This is a genomic window from Legionella septentrionalis (genome assembly GCF_003989745.1).
GTDB classification, from domain to species: Bacteria; Pseudomonadota; Gammaproteobacteria; order Legionellales; family Legionellaceae; genus Legionella_A; species Legionella_A septentrionalis.
Window position 1 is genome coordinate 21,806 of the sequence record NZ_RZGS01000017.1, and the last position, 21,471, is coordinate 43,276.

Below are 21,471 nucleotides of genomic sequence, written 5' to 3' on the forward strand. Positions count from 1 at the left end.
AGACCATGCAAATGCAAAATAAATACCCTCTTTGGAAAAATCTGCTACTTATTGCAGTTACCGTAGTTGGATTAATCTACGCAATTCCAAATTTGTACACGGAAGAGCCTGTTGTGCAAGTTTCTTCGCAAGCGCCTGTGGAACCGCAAGAACTGGAGCAGGAAGTCAAGAACATATTGGATAAGGCGAATATTCCGTATGAATCAATGAGAACCAACAGGGAAACTTTGGAAATTCACTTTGCTTCTACGGACACCCAATTGCTTGCCCGTGATGCCATTCGCAATGGCCTTGATAAACAGTACACGGTGGCTTTGAATTTGGCTACTTCTACGCCTGAGTGGTTGCTTGCTATTGGAGCGGAGCCCATGAAGCAAGGTTTGGATTTGCGCGGTGGAGTGCATTTTCTTTTAGAAGTGGATGTGGATAGCGTAATTAATCGCCGCTATGAAGGCTTGATGAAAAATATCAGCCAAGATTTACGCGATGCAAATATGCGCTATGCGGGTATGCGCTATGTCGTGGATAAAGGCATCGATATCCGCTTTCGTTCCGCACAACTGATGGAAGATGCTTTAGCTGAACTCAAGCAAAAATCACCCGGGTTGGTTTTTACAAAATCCAAGGTGACTAATAGTTTAAATGCTGCTTTGTCCCCCAGCGAATTAAATACCATTCGTCAAAATACCATTGAACAAACCATGGGGATTTTACGCAATCGGGTAAATGAATTGGGCGTTGGTGAAGCGGTAGTCCAGCAACAGGGTGCAACCCGCATTGCTGTGGATTTACCTGGTATTCAGGATGCTGCACGCGCCAAGCAAATCCTTGGCGGAACGGCAACCTTGCAATTCCATTTGGTGGATCACGAGAATGATGCGCAAATTGCCAAGCAAACGGGTGCGATTCCCATCAATAGTAAATTATATATGATGGAAGGTCAGCCGCTGTTGCTTAAACGGCAAGTGGTTTTAAGCGGCGATTCGATCACCAGTGCTGTATCCAGCTTTGACCAGCAAACAGCTTCCCCTGCGGTGCAAGTGCAGCTTGGCGGCGGTGGGGAATCCTTTTTTACCAAGGTCACCCGGGAAAACATTGGCAAACGCATGGCGATCGTTTTCGTTGAAACGAAAACCACCATGGAGAATGTTGATGGGACCAGCAAGCGGGTTACTAAACGCGAAGAACGGGTGATTAGCGCGCCAGTCATTCAAAATGCGTTGGGGAATAATTTCCAGATTACCGGTTTGGCAGACAGCAAAGAAGCAAGTAATCTGGCGCTATTGCTGCGTGCTGGCGCCTTACCAGCGGCAATTTATCCAATTGAAGAGCGTACAGTAGGGCCAACGCTTGGCAAGGAAAATATTCGCCGCGGCATGATTTCTCTGGAAGTAGGAATGGGATTGGTTTTAATCCTCATGCTGTTTTATTACCAATTTTTCGGCTTGGTCGCAGACATTGCGCTGTTGTTGAATCTGGTTTTGCTGGGGGCATTATTGTCTATTATTGGTACCACACTCACTTTGCCAGGCATTGCGGGCATCGTATTGACCGTGGGCATGGCGATTGATGCCAACGTATTAATCTATGAGCGTATTCGTGAAGAGCTGCGTAACGGCATGTCGCCGCAAGCCGCTATTCATGCTGGCTATGATCGGGCATTTGCCACCATCATTGATGCAAACCTGACCACGCTAATCGTCGGCATTGTGCTTTTTTCCATTGGGACGGGGCCTGTTCGCGGATTTGCAATTATTTTGTCGTTAGGCTTGCTGACATCGATGATCACTGGGATTACCTTTACGCGGGCACTGGTAAATTGGTATTACGGTGGCCGCAATGTTAAAAAGTTATCCATTGGTATATAGACAGCGGCTGCTGCAGAACCATAAAAGAGGTAGGCATGGAATTTTTTAATCCAAATTCAAAAGTGGATTTCATGGGGGCGAGAAGATGGACTGCCTTGTTCTCCATATTAATCTTTGTAGTTTCGCTCGTAGCTTTGGCAATAAATGGCTTGAAATGGGGACTTGATTTCACTGGCGGTACCCAGATTGAGGTTTCCTATCCTCAAGCCGCGGATTTGCAAGCCATTCGCGATAATTTATATAAAGTAGGCTTCAAGGAAGCACAAGTGGTGAGTTATGGTACGTCCAAGGACGTATTGATCAGCATTGCCCCACGTGCTGATTTGGACCAAACTTTACTGGTTGAGCGAGTAATGCAGCAGTTGCCGGGTGCAGTCAAGCAGCGAGTCGACTTCGTCGGGCCGCAGGTTGGGCAAGAATTGGCAACAAAAGGCGTTTTGGCCATTGTAGTATCGTTGCTGGCAACGATGATTTATATTGCCATGCGCTTTGAATATCGTTTGGCGTTCAGCTCCGCTGTAGCGCTGATTCATGATCCGATATTGATTTTAGGGATATTCGCCATGTTTGGCATTGAGTTTGATTTGAAAGCTTTGGCAGGATTGCTGGCGGTCATTGGGTATTCCCTGAACGATACGATTGTGGTATTTGACCGCGTGCGCGAGAATTTTATTAAAATCAGACGCTTATCCCCCATCGAAATTATGAATATTTCCATAAATCAAACTTTGTCCCGCACCATCATGACTTCCGTTTTGACCTTGTTGGTGGTAGTGGCTTTGTTTGTTTATGGCGGTGAAACTATCCGTGGTTTCTCCCTGGCTTTAATTATCGGTATTATGATTGGTACTTATTCATCGATTTATGTGGCAGGCGCATTAGCCGTGGTCATGGGATTGGATAGAAAAGATTTTATGCCTTCCCAGCGTAAGGAAATTGACGATAGACCTTAAAGAACAAATAAAGGGGCTTACAGCCCCTTTTTAATTTTCGATTAATTTATCTATTTTAGCGGCGCAAATAAAATCGTTGTGGGTTAAGCCGTTTAACGCGTGGGTAGTAAAATGCACGTGACAATAGTTATACCCCACTTTTAAGTCCGGATGATGATTTTCTATATTGGCTACCCAGGCAATCGCATTCACGAATGCCATCGTTTCATAGAAATTATGGAAGGAAAATGACTTGTGAATTTCTTTATGGTCTTGGGAAATTTGCCAACCCTCTGCCAATTGTGGCATTAAATTTTGAATTTGCTCCGCAGTTAAGGATGAACCAATACCTTCACATGCTTCGCAATGTTTACTGCTAAGATCGCTTTTCATAGTTTAAATTCCTTACTTTCTGCCATACAAAGCGCAAGTGTAGCAAGAAACCGTTCATTTTGCTCGGCTGTGCCAATAGTTACCCGCAAGTAATGATTCAGCCCGTAAGGGTGCAAAGGACGGACAATAATTCCATGGCGCTGCAGAGCTTGGTAAATCGCTGCAGCATCCGTTGTGCAATTTATGGTAATGAAATTTCCGGCAGGCGGCAGATAACTTAAATTCAAATGCTTTAAACCTTGAATCATTTGTTCAAGTCCTAAAGTATTATTTAATACGCTTTCTTTAATAAACACATCATCATCTAAAGCCGCCGCAGCCGCAACCAGCGCGGTTTGACTGACGGTAAAAGGCGGCATGGCTTTAAGCAATATACTGATAATATCTGGGTGCGCTATTGCATAACCGATGCGAAGGCCGGCCAAACCGTAGGCTTTAGAGAACGTGCGGGTAATGATGAGGTTCGAATGAGCAGACAACAAATGCAGTGAATCGTGGTTATGCGTCTGGCTTACGTATTCGTAATAAGCTTCATCGAGAACCAGGATTGTCGATTCAGGAATATTTTCCAGTAAAAATTTAATGTCTTTGCTGCTTACCATGGAGCCTGTCGGGTTGTTTGGGTTGGCAAGAAAAATAAGCGCTGTGTCCTCGGTACAATTTTTAATAAACGCCTTGATATCAACTTCCCAATTTTCTTTTAATTCAACTTGATGCACCGGTATGCCTTGGGTTTTTGCATGAATTGCATAGGAAATAAACGCATATTGATGTAATAACAGATGCTTATCCCTATGTAGGGCGAAGCAAGTTAACATGAGGGGAAATAACAAATCGGTACCATTTCCCAAAATAATCATTTCAGCATCAAGCCCTAATTTTTGTGCGATCTTTTTTCTTAAAGGATGTGTGGCTGGTGCGGGATAAGTAGCTAATTGGTGTCCGGACAGTTCAGCTAAGGCTTTGATTACATTTGGGCTGCAGCCGAGAGGATTTTCATTGCTCGCCAATTTTATAATGTTGTGCAAATGTTGTTCTCTTGCCAATTCTTCTGCTGATTTGCCAGGGATATAGGGGGATAAGGTTTGAATTCCTTCATGGGGAAGCAAATGATAATCGCAAGGCATACAAGCTCCTTTTTATTATGGAATTTTTATCTTAGCCAAGCTTCATTAAAAAATAAAATATTCAATCACTTGCAAACTAATTTATTCGAGCGTACGCTTTTTAAGCCAACCTCAGGATAAAAATATGAACGGATTTTCTTTAACCGAAGTGTTAATTTCACTGTTTTTGCTTACTACAATTGCTTTGGCTTTATTAAAACAGCAATGGCAGATCCAGCAATTGTTTAATCAGCTTCATTGGCGCGCCCAGGCATTAATTGAACTTGATAATCTTTCTGAGCAGTTGTTGGCTTATCAACAACCCACACCATTGCCAGGCAAGCCATTTCAATTCACAAAAAAAATGCTGTCTGACACGCAGCGATTATATCTCCAATGGCAAGATCCCATTGAGGCGAAGGCGTTTTCGTTACAACGTGACCTAAGCTTGCAATGAAAAAAAGTTCCGGTTTTAGTTTGACTGAAATTTTGCTGGGATTATTGCTATCCAGTTTTATTCTAGCTGCGCTTTTAACTTATTATCTGGGAAGCAAACAACAATTCATACGATTGCAAGCCGAGTTGGAAGATGCATTTGAAATGCTATTAATAACCGATTTGATCCAGGGGAGTGTGCGTAAGGCAGGTTTTACGCCTTGTCTTCGAGTAGATTATCTCACGACTGCCCATCCAGGTTTACGCCCCTTACAGCTTGTCGATCCACATACTTTGCAAGTAAACCGCATGAGCGAGTATTTTGGTGTGGTGGAGGAAATTTTAACTCCTACGGAAATCAAGGTGCGTTCTCTAAATATAAAACCGCAACAATTTGTATTAATTGCAGACTGTTATTATGGCGAAGTGAAGCAAGTGCAATCTTTAAGAACACAAGGTAAACATCAAACAATCGTGCTTAAAGAACCATTGATGTTTACTTACCATTCGCCCGTATATGTTGGAGAATGGCTGCAAGAAAAATTTTTTATACAAAATAAACCGCAAAAAACTTCCTTGTTGTATCGATTAAAACATACCGACGAATTGACGACAGCGGTAAAAAAAATTCATTTTTCCGTGCAGGAAAATTTTGAGCAAATCTTATTGCAAACCGACCTGGAGCTTAACAATGGGAAGCGGATCATCCTGCAAACCACGGTGCGCACATAATGAGGGAATAGTCTTGCTTACTACCATTAGCCTGTTGCTGCTACTTACGGGCTTCGTTTTATGGATGCTGCAGGAAATACAATTGTATGCAAAAACAAGCGCCTCGCGAATTAAAAGCCACCATGATTTGTATGCATTAGAAGCTGCTGCGCGTAATTTGGGTTTATCAAGCAAAGCCATTAACGATTCTTGTGTGGTGCAAGGGGATGATGTGAGGGCTCTGGCTTTGCTTTTAGAAAATAATCATGGCTGTATATATAAGCTGGCCGGGCATTCTTATGTTTATGCTTTAGTGGATTTAGGAAGTTACCCCTGTTTATCCATCCAGCAAAATTCCAGTGAATTCTCCAGCCACCATTGGTTAATCAGTGTAAAAGATGAGCAAAATACCATTTTACAATTAAGGATCGCGAAACCGATTCACCAGCTGGCGTGTATAGCCGATAAGCGGATCATTCACTCCGGTGTCATCAGTTGGAGAAAATTGACTTTGACAGAACTAAAGAAGGGTATTTTTTAAGTGGGTATTTTGCTAGTATCGAATTTCCTCGTTAAAATCCTCATGTAATCTGTGGATATTTATTTGATCTTTTAGGTTTATTAAGTTGTTTCTTAGTTAAACTGTTTGTTCTGCAACATGAATTAAATTTACCGCAACCGAGGCGGTTAGGAAGAACATCAATTTTTACCCGTTGTAAGAAACAAAAGGAGAACTGATGAATTTTTTTCAAAAAAAAGATGTTGCAATTTTAAGTTTGACCTTCTTGCAGCCCCAAGAGCTTAATGTTCCCCGTCTTTCAACGAAGCAAGTAAAAAAACTGGCTGATTCCAACAGAATCTGGAATCAATTTCTCGCAGAGGATTTCCGTGTATACAGTTCTGATTACTCACCCAGCAATGATCCAGAACCCAATTTTGCCATAGAGTCAGAATCGGAAAGACCTCAGGAATCTGCAATACAACGATTTAAAAAACATCCTGAGCTGCGTAGCAAAAACGTGCAAATTGATGCACACGGTCGCGAATGGTTTGCTAAGTATAAGGCACAGCAGCTAGCGGATATTATTATACAAGATAATGATATATCGATTGAAAAGCGCAAGGAACTGGCGACAAAGTTAGCTTTGGTGCAGAAAAGCATTTTGTTGGAAGATGAGTTGGAAAAACTTAGCCCAAAAGAATGTGATATTGTAAACAATGTCGCGCAATTGATTGGTGCCAAACTTATTTCCCTGGAAGAGGCTAAAAAATTAACTCTGGAGGAAAGCAACGATTTGAAATTGTGCGCTCCTTTGATCATGGCGCAAATTTTCACGCTGGAAGAGGGGAAGAGGTTACCATTACCGGTTTCAAGAAACTTGGAATATGTAATCGATTTGGTGCTCCACCTTTTTTTGCATAAAGGAGAAATAGCCTATTTAAACCTGGATGAATGCATGGTCCTGCAGGCTGCTTTTATGCTGGTTAAAGAAAAAATCTTGTCAATTGAGGAAGCCCGCGCATTAAAATTAACTTTTACGCAAATTCAAAATTTACAAAGTTTAAACCCTTTGATTTGTCAGAAAAAATTATCTTTAGCTGAGGCATTGCGATATACGGATAGCCAAAGACAAAATGTCAAAGCCTTTATGCCGCAACTTTTAAAAGATAACAGGGCCCCTCACTTAATTGAAATAGAAATTAATTTACATAAAGACAGAGGGCTTGATGCAAAGGTTTGTTGGTATTTGGAAAACCTAGGCGACTTATATATGCATGAAAAAATTTCTCTCGATGAAATTAAACAGTTTAAAATTGCACAAGAGGCTTGGAATTTAAGAGATGTTACGGAGTTGATTTTATCAGGCCATATCAGCATCGAAGAAGCCAAAGCATTATCGGTTGCCGAATGCCGCGGGGTAAAAGCAGCTACTCCTTGGATTCAGCGGGGCTGGATGACGATTAGGGATGCTAGAAGGTTAAATTCTTACCAATGCATTAACTTAGAATCATTAAGCGCGCTTTTAAACCGCTCCGATGTGCACGTGCATCAACATGATTTGCAACTGGCTTTAGCGCAAGCGCAAGTGAACGTCGAGGAGGAGCCGCATGCAGGGCAAGGGATTAGTCCAGCTTCTTGTGCATAACAGGAAAGATTCTATGCGCGTGTTTTGGGTAACGAACAAAATGGATTTTGTATGCTTACTGACCGTGTGGTTTATTCACCGGGAGATGTACTCCTAAAAATTGATATGCGTGGGTGGTATCCTGAGAGCGAAACTTTCAATACAAGGCATCACGTAATGCTTGTTTTGGGCGTGAAGGAAGGGTATCCCATCGTCGCGCATATGACATTCCATAATAAAAATAATCTTCCGGGATTAATAAGTGAAACATTAAATCGTGGCAAAGATTTATTTTTGATTCATTATCAGTTCAGTGAGCAGGTAAGGGCCAAGATTGTCGATTTGGTGCAACAAGCATTACAGTCGAAGCAATTTGTTATTACTAAACACATTATTAAAGATCAGCATATAAAATCATTACCCTACCGCGAAAAAATGCTAAGCATCGCATTAAAGAATTTAGCCGCTGGATTTAACGTGTGTGATTTTGATGCTGCACCAGAAACCATTAAGAAAATAAGCTGCCACGAATTTGTTTTAGCGATAATCCATAATGCCTGCCGGCAATGCAATGAAGAAATTCCTGAGTCTTTACGTATGCCGCCCAGTTTGGCTTGGGCTGATTTTTGGTTGCAAGCAGCTTACGATCATCCCGAGGAAGCAAAAGTAATCTGTATGCCTGCTATGTATCCTCTAGCTAAAACTCCTTTGCAAAAAAACAGTATTTTTGCTGTTGCAGCATCACCTTCCTTTGAATCCATGCGCAACGCATCCTGTGCAATTTTATAAAAAAAATATTGCTTGTTATATTAAAACGCAAGATGATCAAAATTTATGTTTTTTTATCGAACTTAATTTATAATAAATGGAATTTTTTTTAATAAATTATACTGAGTGATGAAAAATCAAAATCAAAACAACTTTCCTTTAGAAGAACAAGCGAACGAATTGCGCCAATTTTTGCTTAAGCGATTGCGTAAAAATAATGAAGAAATGACTCCCGTTTTTATTCAGGAAGTGGTGGTTTATGCCGCAGATTCTTATGGCGAAGCAAAAAGTGCTGCCATTGACAAAAGCACGATTGATGATCCGGCGCCACGTCTGTTGGCTCATATTGCACTTTTGGCAGAGCTAACCAACAGCATTCATCAAAACAGTTACTGCACCTTGGCTGAAAACGGCGAACACGTATTAAAAGATGATTGCCTGAATAAGATTACCCGGCTGTCGCTCAATGAATTTTCTCTTTATACAAATCAGCCGTTGAGCCAACAGCAGTTTAAAATTATTTGTGCTGGAATAGAACAAATATCTAAAAAATTGCTGGATAATGTTCATCTTTTGCTAAGTTCTTTTGCAGTGGTTAATGAGCAAAATGAAATTCTTAATACAGCTCTTTACGTGGAAGGGGGATTGATATCTAAAACAAGAGTTATTAGCAAATCGTTTGCTTCAACGGTAGATGTTACTTATGAGCAAATGAAAAATTTTTCGCAAGGAGTGTGTTATGGCGGCATGAAATCTCTTAGCGATTTTGTAGCAGGAGATAATGCAGCAACTATTCCAGTAACCAATAGTAATTTTTTTGAAGTGAGGACGAAAGGGAATGCAGTTTATTTACAATCATTGGAATTATGTTTAGACCATCGCTTCAAAAGAGTAAAAGATTCTTTAATTTCAAAGCTGACAAGAAGCTCCAGCGACTCGCAATTATTGCCAAAATATGTGGATCAAATTATCTCATCCAATTCTATTTCCATCCATGATGATTCACTTATTGTGCCATTAGCATGGCACGTGGATCCCAATTATATGAATCCTATCCCTCTTTCCCTGCTTAATTTGGATTCTGGATTGCTATCCGCCATACAGGCTAGGCAACATCCAACCTTACAGTTAAAAAATGAAGGGAAATTATTACAAATAATTAACCCAGCTTTTGGAAGGGATGCTATTTTGATTAGGCACAATGAGCGTCAGCTAACAGGATTTTTACCTGAAATCCTGCTCTTGGTTGAATTTGAAAATCAGAAAATTATTGAAGAACGCGTGGATACTTTATTGATTAATAATTCAAAAGACATAGAGCTTATCCGACAATGCATTGAGCAGAAAAACGCAGATTTATTTGCCAGCATCTTTCAAAAATATCCTAAGGTAAATTATGTGGCTTTGATTGAGCAATTAGCCCATAAGTTTGATAGTGCTGAAAAGCCGCAAGTTAAAAAATGGCTTTATCAGGAAGTCATGCGTAATGAACTTAAAAAAAACATTTACCTTAATATGGAAACAATAATGTCTGCCATTCAAAACGGGGTGGATTTTAACCATCGTTTTAATGAAACAAGTACTTTTGGGGAAAACACATTCGCATATGCTTGCGTCTTTCAAAATCCGCGCCTGGTTTCTGCTTTTTATGAAAAAAATCCCCACGTCAACTATATTCAAGCTGTTGAAAATACCGTACTGCAATTTTCTCCTTCCTCACAAGCTTTCGCTAAAAAATGGCTCTATCAAGAAATATTAACGTGTGAATTTGAAAAAGAAGATGGGGGCGATTTAGCTGTTATTTTAGCTGCGTTGCGTGCAGGGATAAATTTTTTTCACCCTTACAAATATGCCTTAAATTTGGGGGAGCGGGCATTACTGCAAGCCTATATCTGCAAAGAGCCGCGCATTCTTCAAGAAATAAGCATGCAAAATCCGAATCTTAATTATTTCGCTGTAATTGAAAATGCCCTCAAGGACTTTTCGCCGCTAGTGAAAACTATGCTCAGGGTATGGTTTTATCAAGAGTTTTTGAAAATTGAGCTTAAAAAGACAGTCAATGTCAACATGGAATTGGTACTCGGGTTATTAGCCGAGGAATTGGATTTTTTTGAACCCTATGACCAGGTTTTATATTTGGGCGAACAGGCTTTAGCACAAGCATTTCTATGTAAAGACACGAACATTATTTCCGTAATGAAGGCAAAATATCCCAATGTGGATTATGCAATGGTAATTCCGCGAATAGCTAGTAGTTTTGGCAAGTTTTTTGCAACGGAGGTCGCTCATTGGCTTTCCCAGGAAATTATGAAAAGTAATCTCTTGCAAATTCAATTTGGAATTGCTTGTCAAGATGAAGCTCAATTACTACAACAAACCATGAGCCTATATCAAATTTATATCCAGGCGATGAATGTAAACAGTCAAAAGCAAACACTGGAAACGTTATGCGAGGCAATTTGCACCCTGATAATACGCTATAGGAAATATGGGGATACTGATGCAGCAGCGCTGATTGCGCAATTCACTCGTGTATTTGATGCATCACTGCAAGCCAGGGTTAAATATAGACTTTGCCATGAAATTATAAAAGATGAATTGAAAAAAACTGCCAATGCAGATCGTGTGCTCCTGCAAACTATTGTGCAATTGGGAATCGATTTTTATTATCCATATCAGGGTAATTCATGCATAGGTGAAGAACTCATAGCTCTGGTTTTTACCGTGCGGGATTCTCAATTACTGGCAACGCTTATGAATCATTTTTCCCAGGTGAACTGGTTCACCATTGTGCAAAAGATAGGTAGCCAATTAGTATCGCCATTAGGCGAAGAAATAAAAAACTGGTTTGCGCATGAAATAATTTTAATGGAATTGCAAAAGGGAAGGCAGGCAGATGCAAATCGGTTGAGGCAGGCTTTGCAATTTGGAATTAATTTTTTTCATCCTTACTGCAATACGTGTCTTGGCGTGCAACTCATGGCGCAAGCATGTGTTTCTCAAGACACGGAGCTTCTTCGAAAAATTTATACGGCCTACCCACGTGTAGATTATGCTGCCATGATAAGTCATGCGGTTGGCTTATTTGATGCCAATGCTCAAAATTCAGCAAACAATTGGCTTTGGCAGATGTTTACAGAACTTAACCAAAATGAACCGCAAGGCTTGCACCATTACCGTTTCTTTCATGAGCCCAGGGGGGCTTTCGATGGAGAGAATAGTAAAAATGATATGAAAAGCTGTACTATATAGACAAGCCAGCCGCATAAACAGGCCATTGGGTATACGGTATATTCACCGCTTCTATCATTGCCTAATCAAGCGGATGTTTTTTCCCAATGCATTGGTTTTTTGGGTGGAGCGAAACGGATTAATATCAAGGCCGCCGCGCCGGGTGTAACGTCCATATACAGTAAGTGTATCCGGTTTACAATGATTTAAAATATCCACAAAAATGCGCTCAATGCATTGCTCATGGAATTCATTGTGATTTCTGAAAGAGACAATGTATCTTAATAAACCTTCCCGGTTGATTTTTTTTCCTTTATAGGCGATTTGCACGCTTCCCCAATCCGGTTGGTGCGTGACCAGGCAATTTGATTTTAATAGGTTGGAAAAAAGGGTTTCTTCGACTATCTCATTTTGTACAGAAAGAAAAGAAGGCTCGACCGAGTAAGTGGAGCAGGCAATATCAAGCTCATCAATTAATTCTCCCCAATAAATATCTTTTATCTCAAACTGTTTCGATTCTGCCAATGAAAAAATTTTCACAAAAACTTCCGCGCCAATACTCTTGGTTAAATCTTCGGCAATAATTGCTTCAAGTTCCGCAACAGAACGAAAGTTGGTGTTATTGAAAGAATTAAAATAAAGCTTTAAGGATTTGGATTCTATTAATTTAGGCGAATTGCAGTCATACACTAGCTCAGCTAAGGCAACCATGGGTTTGCCTTTTTCATTAAGCCAGGAAACTTCGTAATGATTCCAGCAATCAAAACCAAAAAAAGGAGGGGAGGCTGGATCGATGCCGATTTCTCTACGTTTCTCGTCTCTTGAAATAGGGAATAGACGGGTTGGATCATAAGTAGCGATGTATGTCGATTTCTTACCTAATTCAGAATCACTCATGATGTTTTCTATTTCATTGACAACTTGCTTGCTCATAATTTTATCCAAATACCGCTGTCCAGTCATTGTATCTTATCATCAGCCTCAAGAGGCAATAAACCTGACTTTATGGGAAAATTTTCACTTGCAGCGGTTCATCCGCTGAGATCCAGGCTCTTTTCATGATTGGGGTGTTAAAAGAAATGCCAATTTCTCCGGCAGCATTAATTGCAATGACACCGATATGTCCTCTTCGATTGTTATGCCGCTTATGCAAAACATAATCACAAGCTTCCTGCATACCCATTTGCTTTAATTCCACCATCATGGAAATTGTGTGTGCAATCACGCCGCGGATTAAATATTCGCCTTCACCGGTCCCGGAAACAGCACAAGTTTTATTATTTGCATAACAACCTGCACCAATGACGCAACTATCGCCAATTCTTCCCGGTAAACAATTACTAGTACCACCAGTTGATGTGCCAGCCGCAAGATTGCCTCTTCTATCGAGTGCAACAGCGCCTACGGTACCATAGATTTTTTTTTCCATAATTTTTTGAATGGTTTCATGCTTGCTCAGTTTTCTGAAAATTTCCTGCATGTGATCGGTATAAAAATAAGAGTCGGCTTCAAGATAAATACCTTCATTTCTAGCCACCTCCAAGGCGCCATATCCTGAAAGAAATACATGCTTCGTCTTATAAGTGATGATGCGGGCAAGGGAAATAGGGTTTTTGACGCTTCTAACCATGGATACAGCTCCCGCTTTTAAGGTTTTGCCATCCATAATGGAAGCGTCCATTTCTATCTCGCCTTGGCAATTTAAAGCAGAACCACGTCCTGCGTTGAATATAGGATTATCTTCAAGCACTTTTACACCTTCTTCCACGGCATTTAGGGCACTGCCGCCGCGGCGAAGAATTTTATATCCAGCCTGTGCGGCTTCCGCCAAACCTTCCTCATATTCTTTGAGATTTTTTTTTAAAAAAGGATAACTGTTACTGGCCCCGCCGTGAACTGCAAAAGCAATTTTACTCATAGCACGTTTCCTTATCTAATTCATGCTCGCTGTATAGGTATCGCAGGATTCGCAAGCTTACGGGTTTCCATGGAAAACTGACATCCTTTCACTAACAAGTGCACGCGCAGGTTTTCCACAAATACTGCTTCTCCTTCAGAGACGCTGGTTATATTGGTTTGACAGATTTCACGCCCATCAATGATGACCACCATGCCTGAGCCGCGGCACTCCGTGTCCGTGCCGTTTTTAATAATGAGTGCCGTATCTTCCCCAAGACCGATGCCCAGTTTTTCAGGGTTCATAATGATGGCATGCGCCAAGCGGCCAAAGCGGCCGCGTTTAATAAAATGGGTATCGATGATGCAATTGGGCAAAAATCCTAGTCCGGCTGAAGTACTCAGATTGCGGTAAAGCAAGGCTTCGGTAAGACCTCCCTCCATAATCATGACGGTGGACATTGCCATTGCACCGGCACTGGTGCCTGCAATAATTAATTCGGAATCTTCAAAATAACGTGCACGAATGATATCAATGAAAGGGGTACCGCCAAGGATAGTGGATAAGCGGAATTGATCACCGCCCGTGAAAAATATGGCACCTGCATCCTCGGCACGAGATAAGTAATTTTTTTTACGTGCCTCCATGCGATCATTAATCGGCATGAACCCTACGTTGTTATAGCCAATTTTGCGGAAAACCTTTTGATATATTTTTTTCACTTCATCCTGTACTTCAGAGCCTGTGGTAATAATTTCTATTTTTCTATCTGAAGAACCTGGCAGCAGTTCATTCAATATTTCATAGCGCGTAAATTCTTTGCGTTTTTCAATAATATCCGGCGGCTCGCCGACTTTATCTTCGGCTCCGCCAATAATAAGCAATTTGGCTTTAGGCATCATGATAAGCAGTCCTCACTTGGCAGAGTACTCCTTCATATAGTTTACTACTTTTAAAACATCATCGATGGAATAAAAGATAAATGTACCCGGAGTGGCATGATCCATCGCATAATGAAGGGCTTCAAATTCATCCGAGATAATTTTTACATTGGCATCAGGATTAAAGCGCTCAATCCCTTCCATTAAAAAATCAGTTAATTCTTCATTCGTTCGGCCGCGCCCATCCACATTGTGGCGTATGATGATTTCATCAAACATTTGCGCTGATTGGTACCCAAGTTGTTGTATGTCTTCAGGCCTCCTGTCCCCGGTAGCGCTGATAATGCCTATTTTACGGTTGCATTTAATCGAATCGAGATATTTCTTGATTTCAATGTAAGCCCCCTCATTATGAGCATAATCCAATAAGACTTGAAAATTGTCGAACTGAAAAAGATTCATTCTCCCCGGGGTATTCGTCGGAGAAGAGGAAAATTTTTGCAGGGCAGAACCAATCTCTTGTATAGGAATATTAAAAATTATCCCGGTCAAAACTGCAGTCAGCACATTAAGGACCATGAATGATGCTTTGCCATTAAAGGTAATGGGAATGTCAGCTAAGGAGGCAATAATGGTTTTATCATGATTTTTTTGCACTACAATCGTATTGTTATTAACGTAAGCAGCAAGCCCGCCGGCTTCACAGTGAGATTGAATGCGGGAAGTATTGCGCAAACCGAAGAGCGCCACATTGCATATTAATTCTTCCTTAATACGATACGCCCGCTCGTCATCGGCATTGAGCAAGGCATAACCGTCTTTTTTAGTGCTGCGCGCGACGACTCCTTTAGCTCGCACCAGTTCTTCCAGAGTATGGATGTCGTTTAATCCAAGATGATCGCTTGTAATATTTGTTATTACACTCACATCACATTCATCAAAACCCAAACCGGAACGTAAAATACCTCCTCTGGCGCATTCAAGAACGGCGAATTCAACCCATGGATCATGCAAAATAGTGGCAGCGCTTGAAGGGCCGCTACAATCGCCCTCATGGATTAAATCATCATTGATATAAATACCGTCGGTGGTGGTAAAGCCAACCCGATAGCCGGCATGTTTTGCCAGATGGGCAATCAAGCGGACCACTGTAGTTTTACCATTGGTCCCAGTCACAGCAATAAGTGGTATGCGTGCGGATTTACCTTGTGGAAAAAGCATGTCAATAATAGGAGCAGCTACATTGCGTGTGACCCCCTGGCTGGGTGCTAAGTGCATGCGCAATCCCGGGGCAGCGTTTACTTCAATGATGGCGCCATTCATCCAGTTGATAGGCGATTTTATATCTTTTGCAATGACATCAAGGCCGCAGATATCAAGGCCCATTAATCTTGCGGTGCGTTCAGCCAGTTTGATATTGTCCACATGCACATCGTCAGTAACATCGGTGGCTGTACCCCCTGAACTTAAATTAGCAGCATCTTTTAAGTAAAGAATTTCACCGGCAGGGAGGATGGAGTCCAGGGACAAATTTTTTTCAGCCAAAATAGTTCGGGTAGTTTTGTCAATTTTAATGAGCGTTAGGACATTGCTATGTAGTTCACCGCGACGGGGGTCTTTGTTGACTTCATCAATCAATTGTTTAATGGTTTGCGTACCAGTGCCTATGACCATAGCTGGGGTGCGTTGGGCGACGGCCGCCACTTTGTAATTAATCACCAGGAAGCGATAATCACTCCCCTCAATAAAGCGCTCTACGATAATCTTGGCAGAAAAGGTCTTCGCTAAATTAAAGCTCAGCAGGGCTTTTTCTTTGTCAATGATGTTACTGGTGATGCCTCGCCCATGGTTCCCATTAAAGGGTTTAATAACTAAAGGGAAACCCAATTCCCGTATCGCTGCATCCAATTCTTCCATCGTACTAATCAATACGCCGCGGGGAACAGGAATAAAGTGCGACAGTAAAAGTTGCTTTGTTAATTCTTTATCAGCTGCAATATCTACTCCAATAGAGCTGGTGTGTGAGGTTAAGGTGGCATTGATTTTTTTTTGCCGGCAACCATAACCCAAAATGATAGCTCCTTGTACCGGAGTTGCGGGAATATTCCTTTTTTCAGCTTCTTTGACGATGGCTTCTGTGCTTGGCCCTAACTTTTCTCGCTCATATAAATTTTTTAACACCTGCAAATCTTGATTCAGCTTAGTGTATTTTTTACCTTGTGCCAGCGTGTTTGCAATATGGACGGCTGCATTAGCCGCATAGAGGCCCGCGTTTTCAACCTCATAAGAAAAGATGACATGATAAACTCCATGTTCATGGGCGTCATAAGCTCTACCGAAGCCACAATCCATCCCAGCTAGAGTCTGTAATTCCAAAGCAATATGTTCTACCACATGCCCAAGCCAGGTGCCTTCTTCCAGCCGCTGTAAAAATCCTCCCTCTACCCCCCGCGAACAGCGGTGACTATACAAAGAGGGGAGAAGTTTTGCCAAGGCTTGTGGAAATCCTTTTAATAAATTAGTGGGGAAATTTTCATATTCCTCGAGATCCAATTTGAGTGCAATGAGTTTTTTACGATAGTTAGACCAATAATTGGGACCTTTTAACGTCTTAATTTGTAAAATTTTCATGAATCGTCCTTAATACCTGCAAAAGCTCGGGGATAACCCTCAAGAACAGCGTCCCTGGAAAATTTATATGCAACAAGAAAAGAACTGAGTAAAAGGAATTTAGATGATATGTGCCCTTTTTTCCATTTTTACATCATTATTCATCCAAAATTGTTGCATTCTTGCCCTACGGGAAGAATTGGTGAAAATAGTACAATTTGAAAAATAATTATGTTATAAAATATGTAGCATTTATAAATGTATGACAAAATATTTAAGCTGTTCAATAATCTGCTTTAGCATATAAAACCTAAAACTAAACCTAATCTCCCGCTTCTGGGAGCTGGCGTGGTCAAATGGATTTGGACATACCAGTTAAGAGGTAATTAACTTAACTGGAGATAGCAGCCCATAGCCTATCGATTAATGCCAATATGCTTACTCGCTGGATAAAGGAGCATGAATCAGAAAATTTCCAAATCAATTTGAATTTGAACATAGGGGCTTAAGAATCAAAGAATGCTGCTTAAACTGGGGTGCCCTCATTGACCACGTCAAGGCACCATTAGGAGAGACAAATTGATAGCAAAAACAATTAATCCCAAAGTGTTGCAAGGGTTGGGTCAGCTTTTTAAGCAAACGCTCATATTTGATGCCAGTATATTCAACCATTGCAAAAATAGTAGTCAATTTTTTCCCTTCAAATTTATGTTTAATTCATGTGGGTGAATTATTTAGCGGTTGAGTTAGATTTTTTATGCGAGGTAGGCTTCATTTGAAAAGAAATTTGGCCTCCGCGTTCGAGCATGGCATGCTTAACTGATTTAATAGTGTTTATTCCATACTGAAGTCTTAACGCTTGCAGGATATCGTTTGGGGTAATTCGGCAGCATTGCAAATTCTTTTTTATGTATTTGCCATCACGAATAATGGGAACTTTGTCGCCTTTAATGTATTTGCCGATTGTATGACTTTTATAAGTGATGTAGGCTAGCGCCCGATAAAGTAGAACAATCAAGCTGCATACTAGGATAGAGGGCAAAAGTGGGAGGTTGTTAACGATCGCCTCGCCTAATATCGCTCCTAAAATAATGTAAATGATGAAATCCAAAGGAGTATGATTACCATAGAGTCTGGATAAATTCATTCTGAAAATAACAATGGCATACAATGTAATGAATATCCCGCGGAGATAAAGGTCATAATCTAAGATTTCATGTAACCCTAAGAATTTACCCATGGCTCACCTATAGTGATTGGTTAACAGGAAGACTAAGTAACTAGCTCCTCTTCCGCTTTGAACTTAATGTCTAAGAGTTATGCTCTCTGTAGTACTCTTACTTTTTTTTGCATGATGTTTTTCCTGCCAGCTTTTTAATATAACGTAAAAGATAGGAACAAATACAACCGCAAGGCAGGTGGAAGCCAGCATGCCACTGCATACTGCAATACCAATTGAGCGGCGCGCATTCGCCCCTGCTCCTGTGGCAAACACTAATGGCAGTACACCCATAATAAATGCAAAAGAAGTCATAAGGATGGGGCGAAAACGCGTTTTGGCGCCAATGACAGCAGCTTCAAGAATGCTTTTATTGTGTATTTGCCGTTGTTCATTTGCCATTTCAACAATTAAAATGGCATTTTTCGCAGCCAGTGCAATTAACAATAGCAAACCAATCTGGGTATACATATTATTAGCAAGTCCAAGGCTTGATAAGGCCAAAACCGTACCCATTAAAGTCAGCGGCACGCTTAAAATGATTGAGGCAGGTGTAAGCCAGTTTTCATATTGACCTGCTAAAATTAAATAAACCAAAATCAGGGAAAGAAAAAAAATAAAATAACTCATGTTTCCGGCAATTTTTTCCTGATACGCCGTACTTGTCCATTCATAGGATAATCCGGGTGGCAGTACTTTCTTGGCGAGCTCCTCCATGGTTTGCATGGCTTGCCCTGAACTATACCCTGCAGCAGCTACACCGGTAATGTTGCTGGAAGGATACAAATTATAAAGTGAGATAATCGCAGGACCCACATCCGGCTTAATATCTGTTAAGGTACCGAGAGGTACCATGGCGCCAGCTTGATTTTTTACATAATAGTTACGGATGTCTTCGATGCTGGTGCGCGACGAAGCATCGGCTTGCACGTACACTTGAAAGACTTGTCCAAATTTAGTGAAAAGGTTCACATAAGAAGAGCCTAGATAAGTCTGCAGCGTGTCAAACGCGTCACCAATGCGTACGCCTAATGCTTCCGCTTTTAAACGATCAAATGGCGCCGCTACTTGCGGCACAGAAGCACGGAAAGAAGTCATCAGTCTTTGCAAAGCAGGTTGCTCATTACCGGCGTTAATCATTTTATCGGTAATTTGCTGCAGTTTTTGATAGTTGAAACTTCCATCTTGCAATTCAACTTGCATTTGAAAGCCTCCCGATAATCCCAAGCCTTGGATAGGGGGTGGAACAACCACTAATACTTTTGCATTCAAGGTATGAAGCGCAATATCGTTTAACTTTGTGTAAAGCGATTGCAAATCTTCCCCCTTACCTCGTAAGCTCCAATCTTTAAATATCACATATAAAACACCCGCATTAGCCAGACTTGAATTGTTATCAAGAAGAGAAATCCCATCGATGGCAATTACGTTTTCGACTCCTGGTATTGCAGCTACTTTTTTATGCAATTCATCTAGAATTTTTTCAGTGCGGTTTAAGGTGGCTCCATCAGGCAATAATACATTCATAATTAAATATCCCTGATCTTCCATAGGTATAAAACCAGTAGGAATGCGGGTTAACCCAAAAATAGCAAGCGCTATTAAAATGGCTCCGATTATTCCTGCCTGAAAACTGCGATGGACGAGGCGGTCGATAAAACGTACGTATCGAGCTTCGAGCGGGTTGTAAATTCTGTCAAATGTCTTGAAAAAAAGATTTTTTGGTTTGTTCGCATCAAATGGTTTCAGCCATAGTGCGCATTGAGTGGGTTTTAGCGTCATCGCATTGATCGCACTGATGAGTGCCGTGGCTGCAATAATTAACGCAAATTGTGCATACATGGCTCCCGTTAAACCAGGCATGAATCCCGCAGGTACAAATACGGCCATCAATACCAGAGTAATCCCGATGATGGGGCCAAATAATTCTCTCATTGCCAAAATAGAAGCTTCTTTGGGAGGAATGCCGCGTTCTATGTGTTGAGTGACTCCTTCCACAATCACAATGGCATCATCAACCACAATGCCGATTGCCAATACCAAAGCAAACAGGGTGAGTAAATTAATGCTATAACCCATGAGCATCATGGCAAAAAATGTGCCAATGATGGTGACAGGAACTGTGGTTGCTGGTACCAGGGTAGCCCGGAAATTTTGCAGGAAAACCACAATAACTAATAAGACTAGAATTCCTGCCTCAAATAAGGTTTTATACACTTCATCTACCGAAGCTTTAACAAACATGGTGGTGTCAAAGGGAATGGAATACTGCATTCCGGGTGGAAATTTTTTAGCCATTTTGGCGACTGTTTTTCGCACTTCTTGTGCCACTTGCAATGCATTGGCACCCGGTAGCTGGAAAATGCCAATGGCTGCCGTAGGCTTTCCATTCAATTTTGCCAGCTGACTATAACTGGAAGAGCCTAGCTCAACGCGCCCAATGTCTTTGATGCGCACGATTTGCGCACTGCTGCTGGCATTGGCTTGCTCGTTTGGGCCTGTTTCAATCGTTTTGACAATAATATTGCCGAATTGTTCCGGGTTAGCGAGCTGGCCCGGCACATTGACTGTCAATTGATAGGATGGGGTGCCTACTGTAGGAGGGGCGGAAATTTGGCCAGCGGAAACTTCCTTGTTTTGCTTACTGATTGCATTTAATACATCGCTTGGATTTAGTGAAAAAGCATACATTTTCTTTGGGTCAAGCCAGACGCGCATCGCATAATTGCCCGAGCCGAAGATAACCACATTCCCCACACCAGGAAGGCGCGCCAGTTCGTCTTGCATGTTGATCGTTGCGTAACTGTTTAAAAACAAGCCATCATATTCGTCATGTTCTGCGGTGAGGGTAATAAATTGTAAAATGGCGGTTGATTTTTGTTGCACCAAAACTCCCTGTTTTTGTACTGGTACAGGTAGTTGTGCCATGGCAGCTTGCACCCGATTTTGCACCAAGACTTGCGCGAAATTTAAATCGGTGCCGATAGCAAAGGTTACAATTAGGTTATAGTTGCCGCTATTCGTACTGGTTGACTGCATGTATAACATGTTCTCAACCCCATTGACTTGTTGCTCAATGGGAAGAGCTACGGTATTGATGAGTGTTTTGGCATCTGCACCCGGATAAGTCGTGGTGACTTGAATAGTGGGTGGTACGATGGCTGGATATTGCGCTACCGGTAAAACCCAGATTGCTATTGCTCCCAGAAAAACCAGTAACAAGGCGATGACGTTTGCCAGTATGGGCCGTTCAATAAAAAATTTAGAAATCATTTCCAGTTATCCCACATTCAT

16 protein-coding genes are annotated in these 21,471 nt (G+C 41.4%); 8 read left to right on the plus strand and 8 right to left on the minus strand.

What is annotated here, in order from left to right; all coding sequences use genetic code 11:
• Window positions 1–11: 11 nt before the first annotated feature.
• The gene (gene secD, locus ELY11_RS07080) at window positions 12–1,868 is read left to right on the plus strand and encodes a protein translocase subunit SecD (RefSeq protein ID WP_126953643.1); all 1,857 of its coding nucleotides are present in this window, start codon (window positions 12–14) and stop codon (window positions 1,866–1,868) included.
• 35 nt (window positions 1,869–1,903) lie between these two features.
• On the plus strand, window positions 1,904–2,821 hold the full coding sequence (gene secF / locus ELY11_RS07085; protein ID WP_127032806.1) for a protein translocase subunit SecF: 918 nt from the start codon (window positions 1,904–1,906) through the stop codon (window positions 2,819–2,821).
• A gap of 30 nt (window positions 2,822–2,851) precedes the next feature.
• On the opposite strand, the gene ELY11_RS07090 is transcribed toward secF, so the two are convergent.
• Window positions 2,852–3,193 (minus strand): 4a-hydroxytetrahydrobiopterin dehydratase, encoded by a 342-nt coding sequence (locus ELY11_RS07090; protein ID WP_127032808.1) that lies wholly within the window; start codon window positions 3,191–3,193, stop codon window positions 2,852–2,854.
• Window positions 3,190–4,320: a histidinol-phosphate transaminase gene (hisC, locus tag ELY11_RS07095; protein ID WP_126953646.1), complete on the minus strand. Its 1,131-nt coding sequence runs from the start codon at window positions 4,318–4,320 to the stop codon at window positions 3,190–3,192. Before hisC ends, ELY11_RS07090 begins: the two co-directional genes overlap by 4 nt.
• Window positions 4,321–4,444: 124 nt before the next feature.
• Between hisC and ELY11_RS07100 the strand changes: the two genes are divergently transcribed.
• From ELY11_RS07100 to ELY11_RS07125, 6 genes are all read left to right on the plus strand, one after another.
• Window positions 4,445–4,756 carry a prepilin-type cleavage/methylation domain-containing protein gene (locus tag ELY11_RS07100; RefSeq protein WP_127032810.1) on the plus strand — a complete coding sequence of 104 codons (312 nt, stop codon included), beginning with the start codon at window positions 4,445–4,447 and terminating at the stop codon, window positions 4,754–4,756.
• On the plus strand, window positions 4,753–5,466 hold the full coding sequence (locus ELY11_RS07105; protein ID WP_126953648.1) for a hypothetical protein: 714 nt from the start codon (window positions 4,753–4,755) through the stop codon (window positions 5,464–5,466). Before ELY11_RS07100 ends, ELY11_RS07105 begins: the two co-directional genes overlap by 4 nt.
• Window positions 5,467–5,479: 13 nt before the next feature.
• The gene (locus ELY11_RS07110; protein WP_127032812.1) at window positions 5,480–5,986 is read left to right on the plus strand and encodes a hypothetical protein; all 507 of its coding nucleotides are present in this window, start codon (window positions 5,480–5,482) and stop codon (window positions 5,984–5,986) included.
• Window positions 5,987–6,182: 196 nt separating this feature from the next.
• On the plus strand, window positions 6,183–7,592 hold the full coding sequence (locus ELY11_RS07115) for a hypothetical protein (RefSeq protein ID WP_127032814.1): 1,410 nt from the start codon (window positions 6,183–6,185) through the stop codon (window positions 7,590–7,592).
• A 51-nt stretch (window positions 7,593–7,643) separates the two neighbouring features.
• Complete coding sequence (locus ELY11_RS07120; RefSeq protein ID WP_127032816.1) at window positions 7,644–8,360, plus strand: hypothetical protein; 717 nt, start codon at window positions 7,644–7,646, stop codon at window positions 8,358–8,360.
• 108 nt (window positions 8,361–8,468) lie between these two features.
• Complete coding sequence (locus ELY11_RS07125; protein WP_127032818.1) at window positions 8,469–11,591, plus strand: hypothetical protein; 3,123 nt, start codon at window positions 8,469–8,471, stop codon at window positions 11,589–11,591.
• A gap of 54 nt (window positions 11,592–11,645) precedes the next feature.
• Here the strand turns inward: ELY11_RS07125 and queF are convergent, their stop codons facing one another.
• From queF to ELY11_RS07155, 6 genes are all read right to left on the minus strand, one after another.
• The gene (gene queF / locus ELY11_RS07130) at window positions 11,646–12,503 is read right to left on the minus strand and encodes an NADPH-dependent 7-cyano-7-deazaguanine reductase QueF (RefSeq protein WP_127032820.1); all 858 of its coding nucleotides are present in this window, start codon (window positions 12,501–12,503) and stop codon (window positions 11,646–11,648) included.
• A gap of 70 nt (window positions 12,504–12,573) precedes the next feature.
• Window positions 12,574–13,488, minus strand: a complete 915-nt coding sequence (locus ELY11_RS07135) for an isoaspartyl peptidase/L-asparaginase family protein (RefSeq protein WP_126953654.1) — start codon at window positions 13,486–13,488, stop codon at window positions 12,574–12,576.
• Between the two features lie 20 nt (window positions 13,489–13,508).
• Entirely contained in the window at window positions 13,509–14,369 is an 861-nt protein-coding gene (locus ELY11_RS07140) for a cyanophycinase (RefSeq protein ID WP_126953655.1), read from the minus strand.
• 12 nt (window positions 14,370–14,381) lie between these two features.
• Entirely contained in the window at window positions 14,382–16,979 is a 2,598-nt protein-coding gene (gene cphA, locus ELY11_RS07145; protein ID WP_127032822.1) for a cyanophycin synthetase, read from the minus strand.
• A gap of 709 nt (window positions 16,980–17,688) precedes the next feature.
• Window positions 17,689–18,198: a DUF421 domain-containing protein gene (locus ELY11_RS07150; protein WP_126953657.1), complete on the minus strand. Its 510-nt coding sequence runs from the start codon at window positions 18,196–18,198 to the stop codon at window positions 17,689–17,691.
• A gap of 63 nt (window positions 18,199–18,261) precedes the next feature.
• Window positions 18,262–21,450 (minus strand): efflux RND transporter permease subunit, encoded by a 3,189-nt coding sequence (locus ELY11_RS07155; protein WP_127032824.1) that lies wholly within the window; start codon window positions 21,448–21,450, stop codon window positions 18,262–18,264.
• Window positions 21,451–21,471: the final 21 nt, after the last annotated feature.

Bases quoted from the DNA above. Each gene is read 5' to 3' on its own strand.
- ELY11_RS07155 (WP_127032824.1), bottom strand. From the start codon at position 21,450: ATGATTTCTAAATTTTTTATTGAACGGCCCATACTGGCAAACGTCATC.
- ELY11_RS07100 (WP_127032810.1), top strand. From the start codon at position 4,445: ATGAACGGATTTTCTTTAACCGAAGTGTTAATTTCACTGTTTTTGCTT.
- ELY11_RS07090 (WP_127032808.1), bottom strand. From the start codon at position 3,193: ATGAAAAGCGATCTTAGCAGTAAACATTGCGAAGCATGTGAAGGTATT.
- ELY11_RS07105 (WP_126953648.1), top strand. From the start codon at position 4,753: ATGAAAAAAAGTTCCGGTTTTAGTTTGACTGAAATTTTGCTGGGATTA.
- hisC (WP_126953646.1), bottom strand. From the start codon at position 4,320: ATGCCTTGCGATTATCATTTGCTTCCCCATGAAGGAATTCAAACCTTA.
- secD (WP_126953643.1), top strand. From the start codon at position 12: ATGCAAAATAAATACCCTCTTTGGAAAAATCTGCTACTTATTGCAGTT.
- ELY11_RS07125 (WP_127032818.1), top strand. From the start codon at position 8,469: ATGAAAAATCAAAATCAAAACAACTTTCCTTTAGAAGAACAAGCGAAC.
- ELY11_RS07135 (WP_126953654.1), bottom strand. From the start codon at position 13,488: ATGAGTAAAATTGCTTTTGCAGTTCACGGCGGGGCCAGTAACAGTTAT.
- ELY11_RS07150 (WP_126953657.1), bottom strand. From the start codon at position 18,198: ATGGGTAAATTCTTAGGGTTACATGAAATCTTAGATTATGACCTTTAT.
- queF (WP_127032820.1), bottom strand. From the start codon at position 12,503: ATGAGCAAGCAAGTTGTCAATGAAATAGAAAACATCATGAGTGATTCT.
- ELY11_RS07140 (WP_126953655.1), bottom strand. From the start codon at position 14,369: ATGATGCCTAAAGCCAAATTGCTTATTATTGGCGGAGCCGAAGATAAA.
- ELY11_RS07120 (WP_127032816.1), top strand. From the start codon at position 7,644: ATGCTTACTGACCGTGTGGTTTATTCACCGGGAGATGTACTCCTAAAA.
- cphA (WP_127032822.1), bottom strand. From the start codon at position 16,979: ATGAAAATTTTACAAATTAAGACGTTAAAAGGTCCCAATTATTGGTCT.
- ELY11_RS07115 (WP_127032814.1), top strand. From the start codon at position 6,183: ATGAATTTTTTTCAAAAAAAAGATGTTGCAATTTTAAGTTTGACCTTC.
- secF (WP_127032806.1), top strand. From the start codon at position 1,904: ATGGAATTTTTTAATCCAAATTCAAAAGTGGATTTCATGGGGGCGAGA.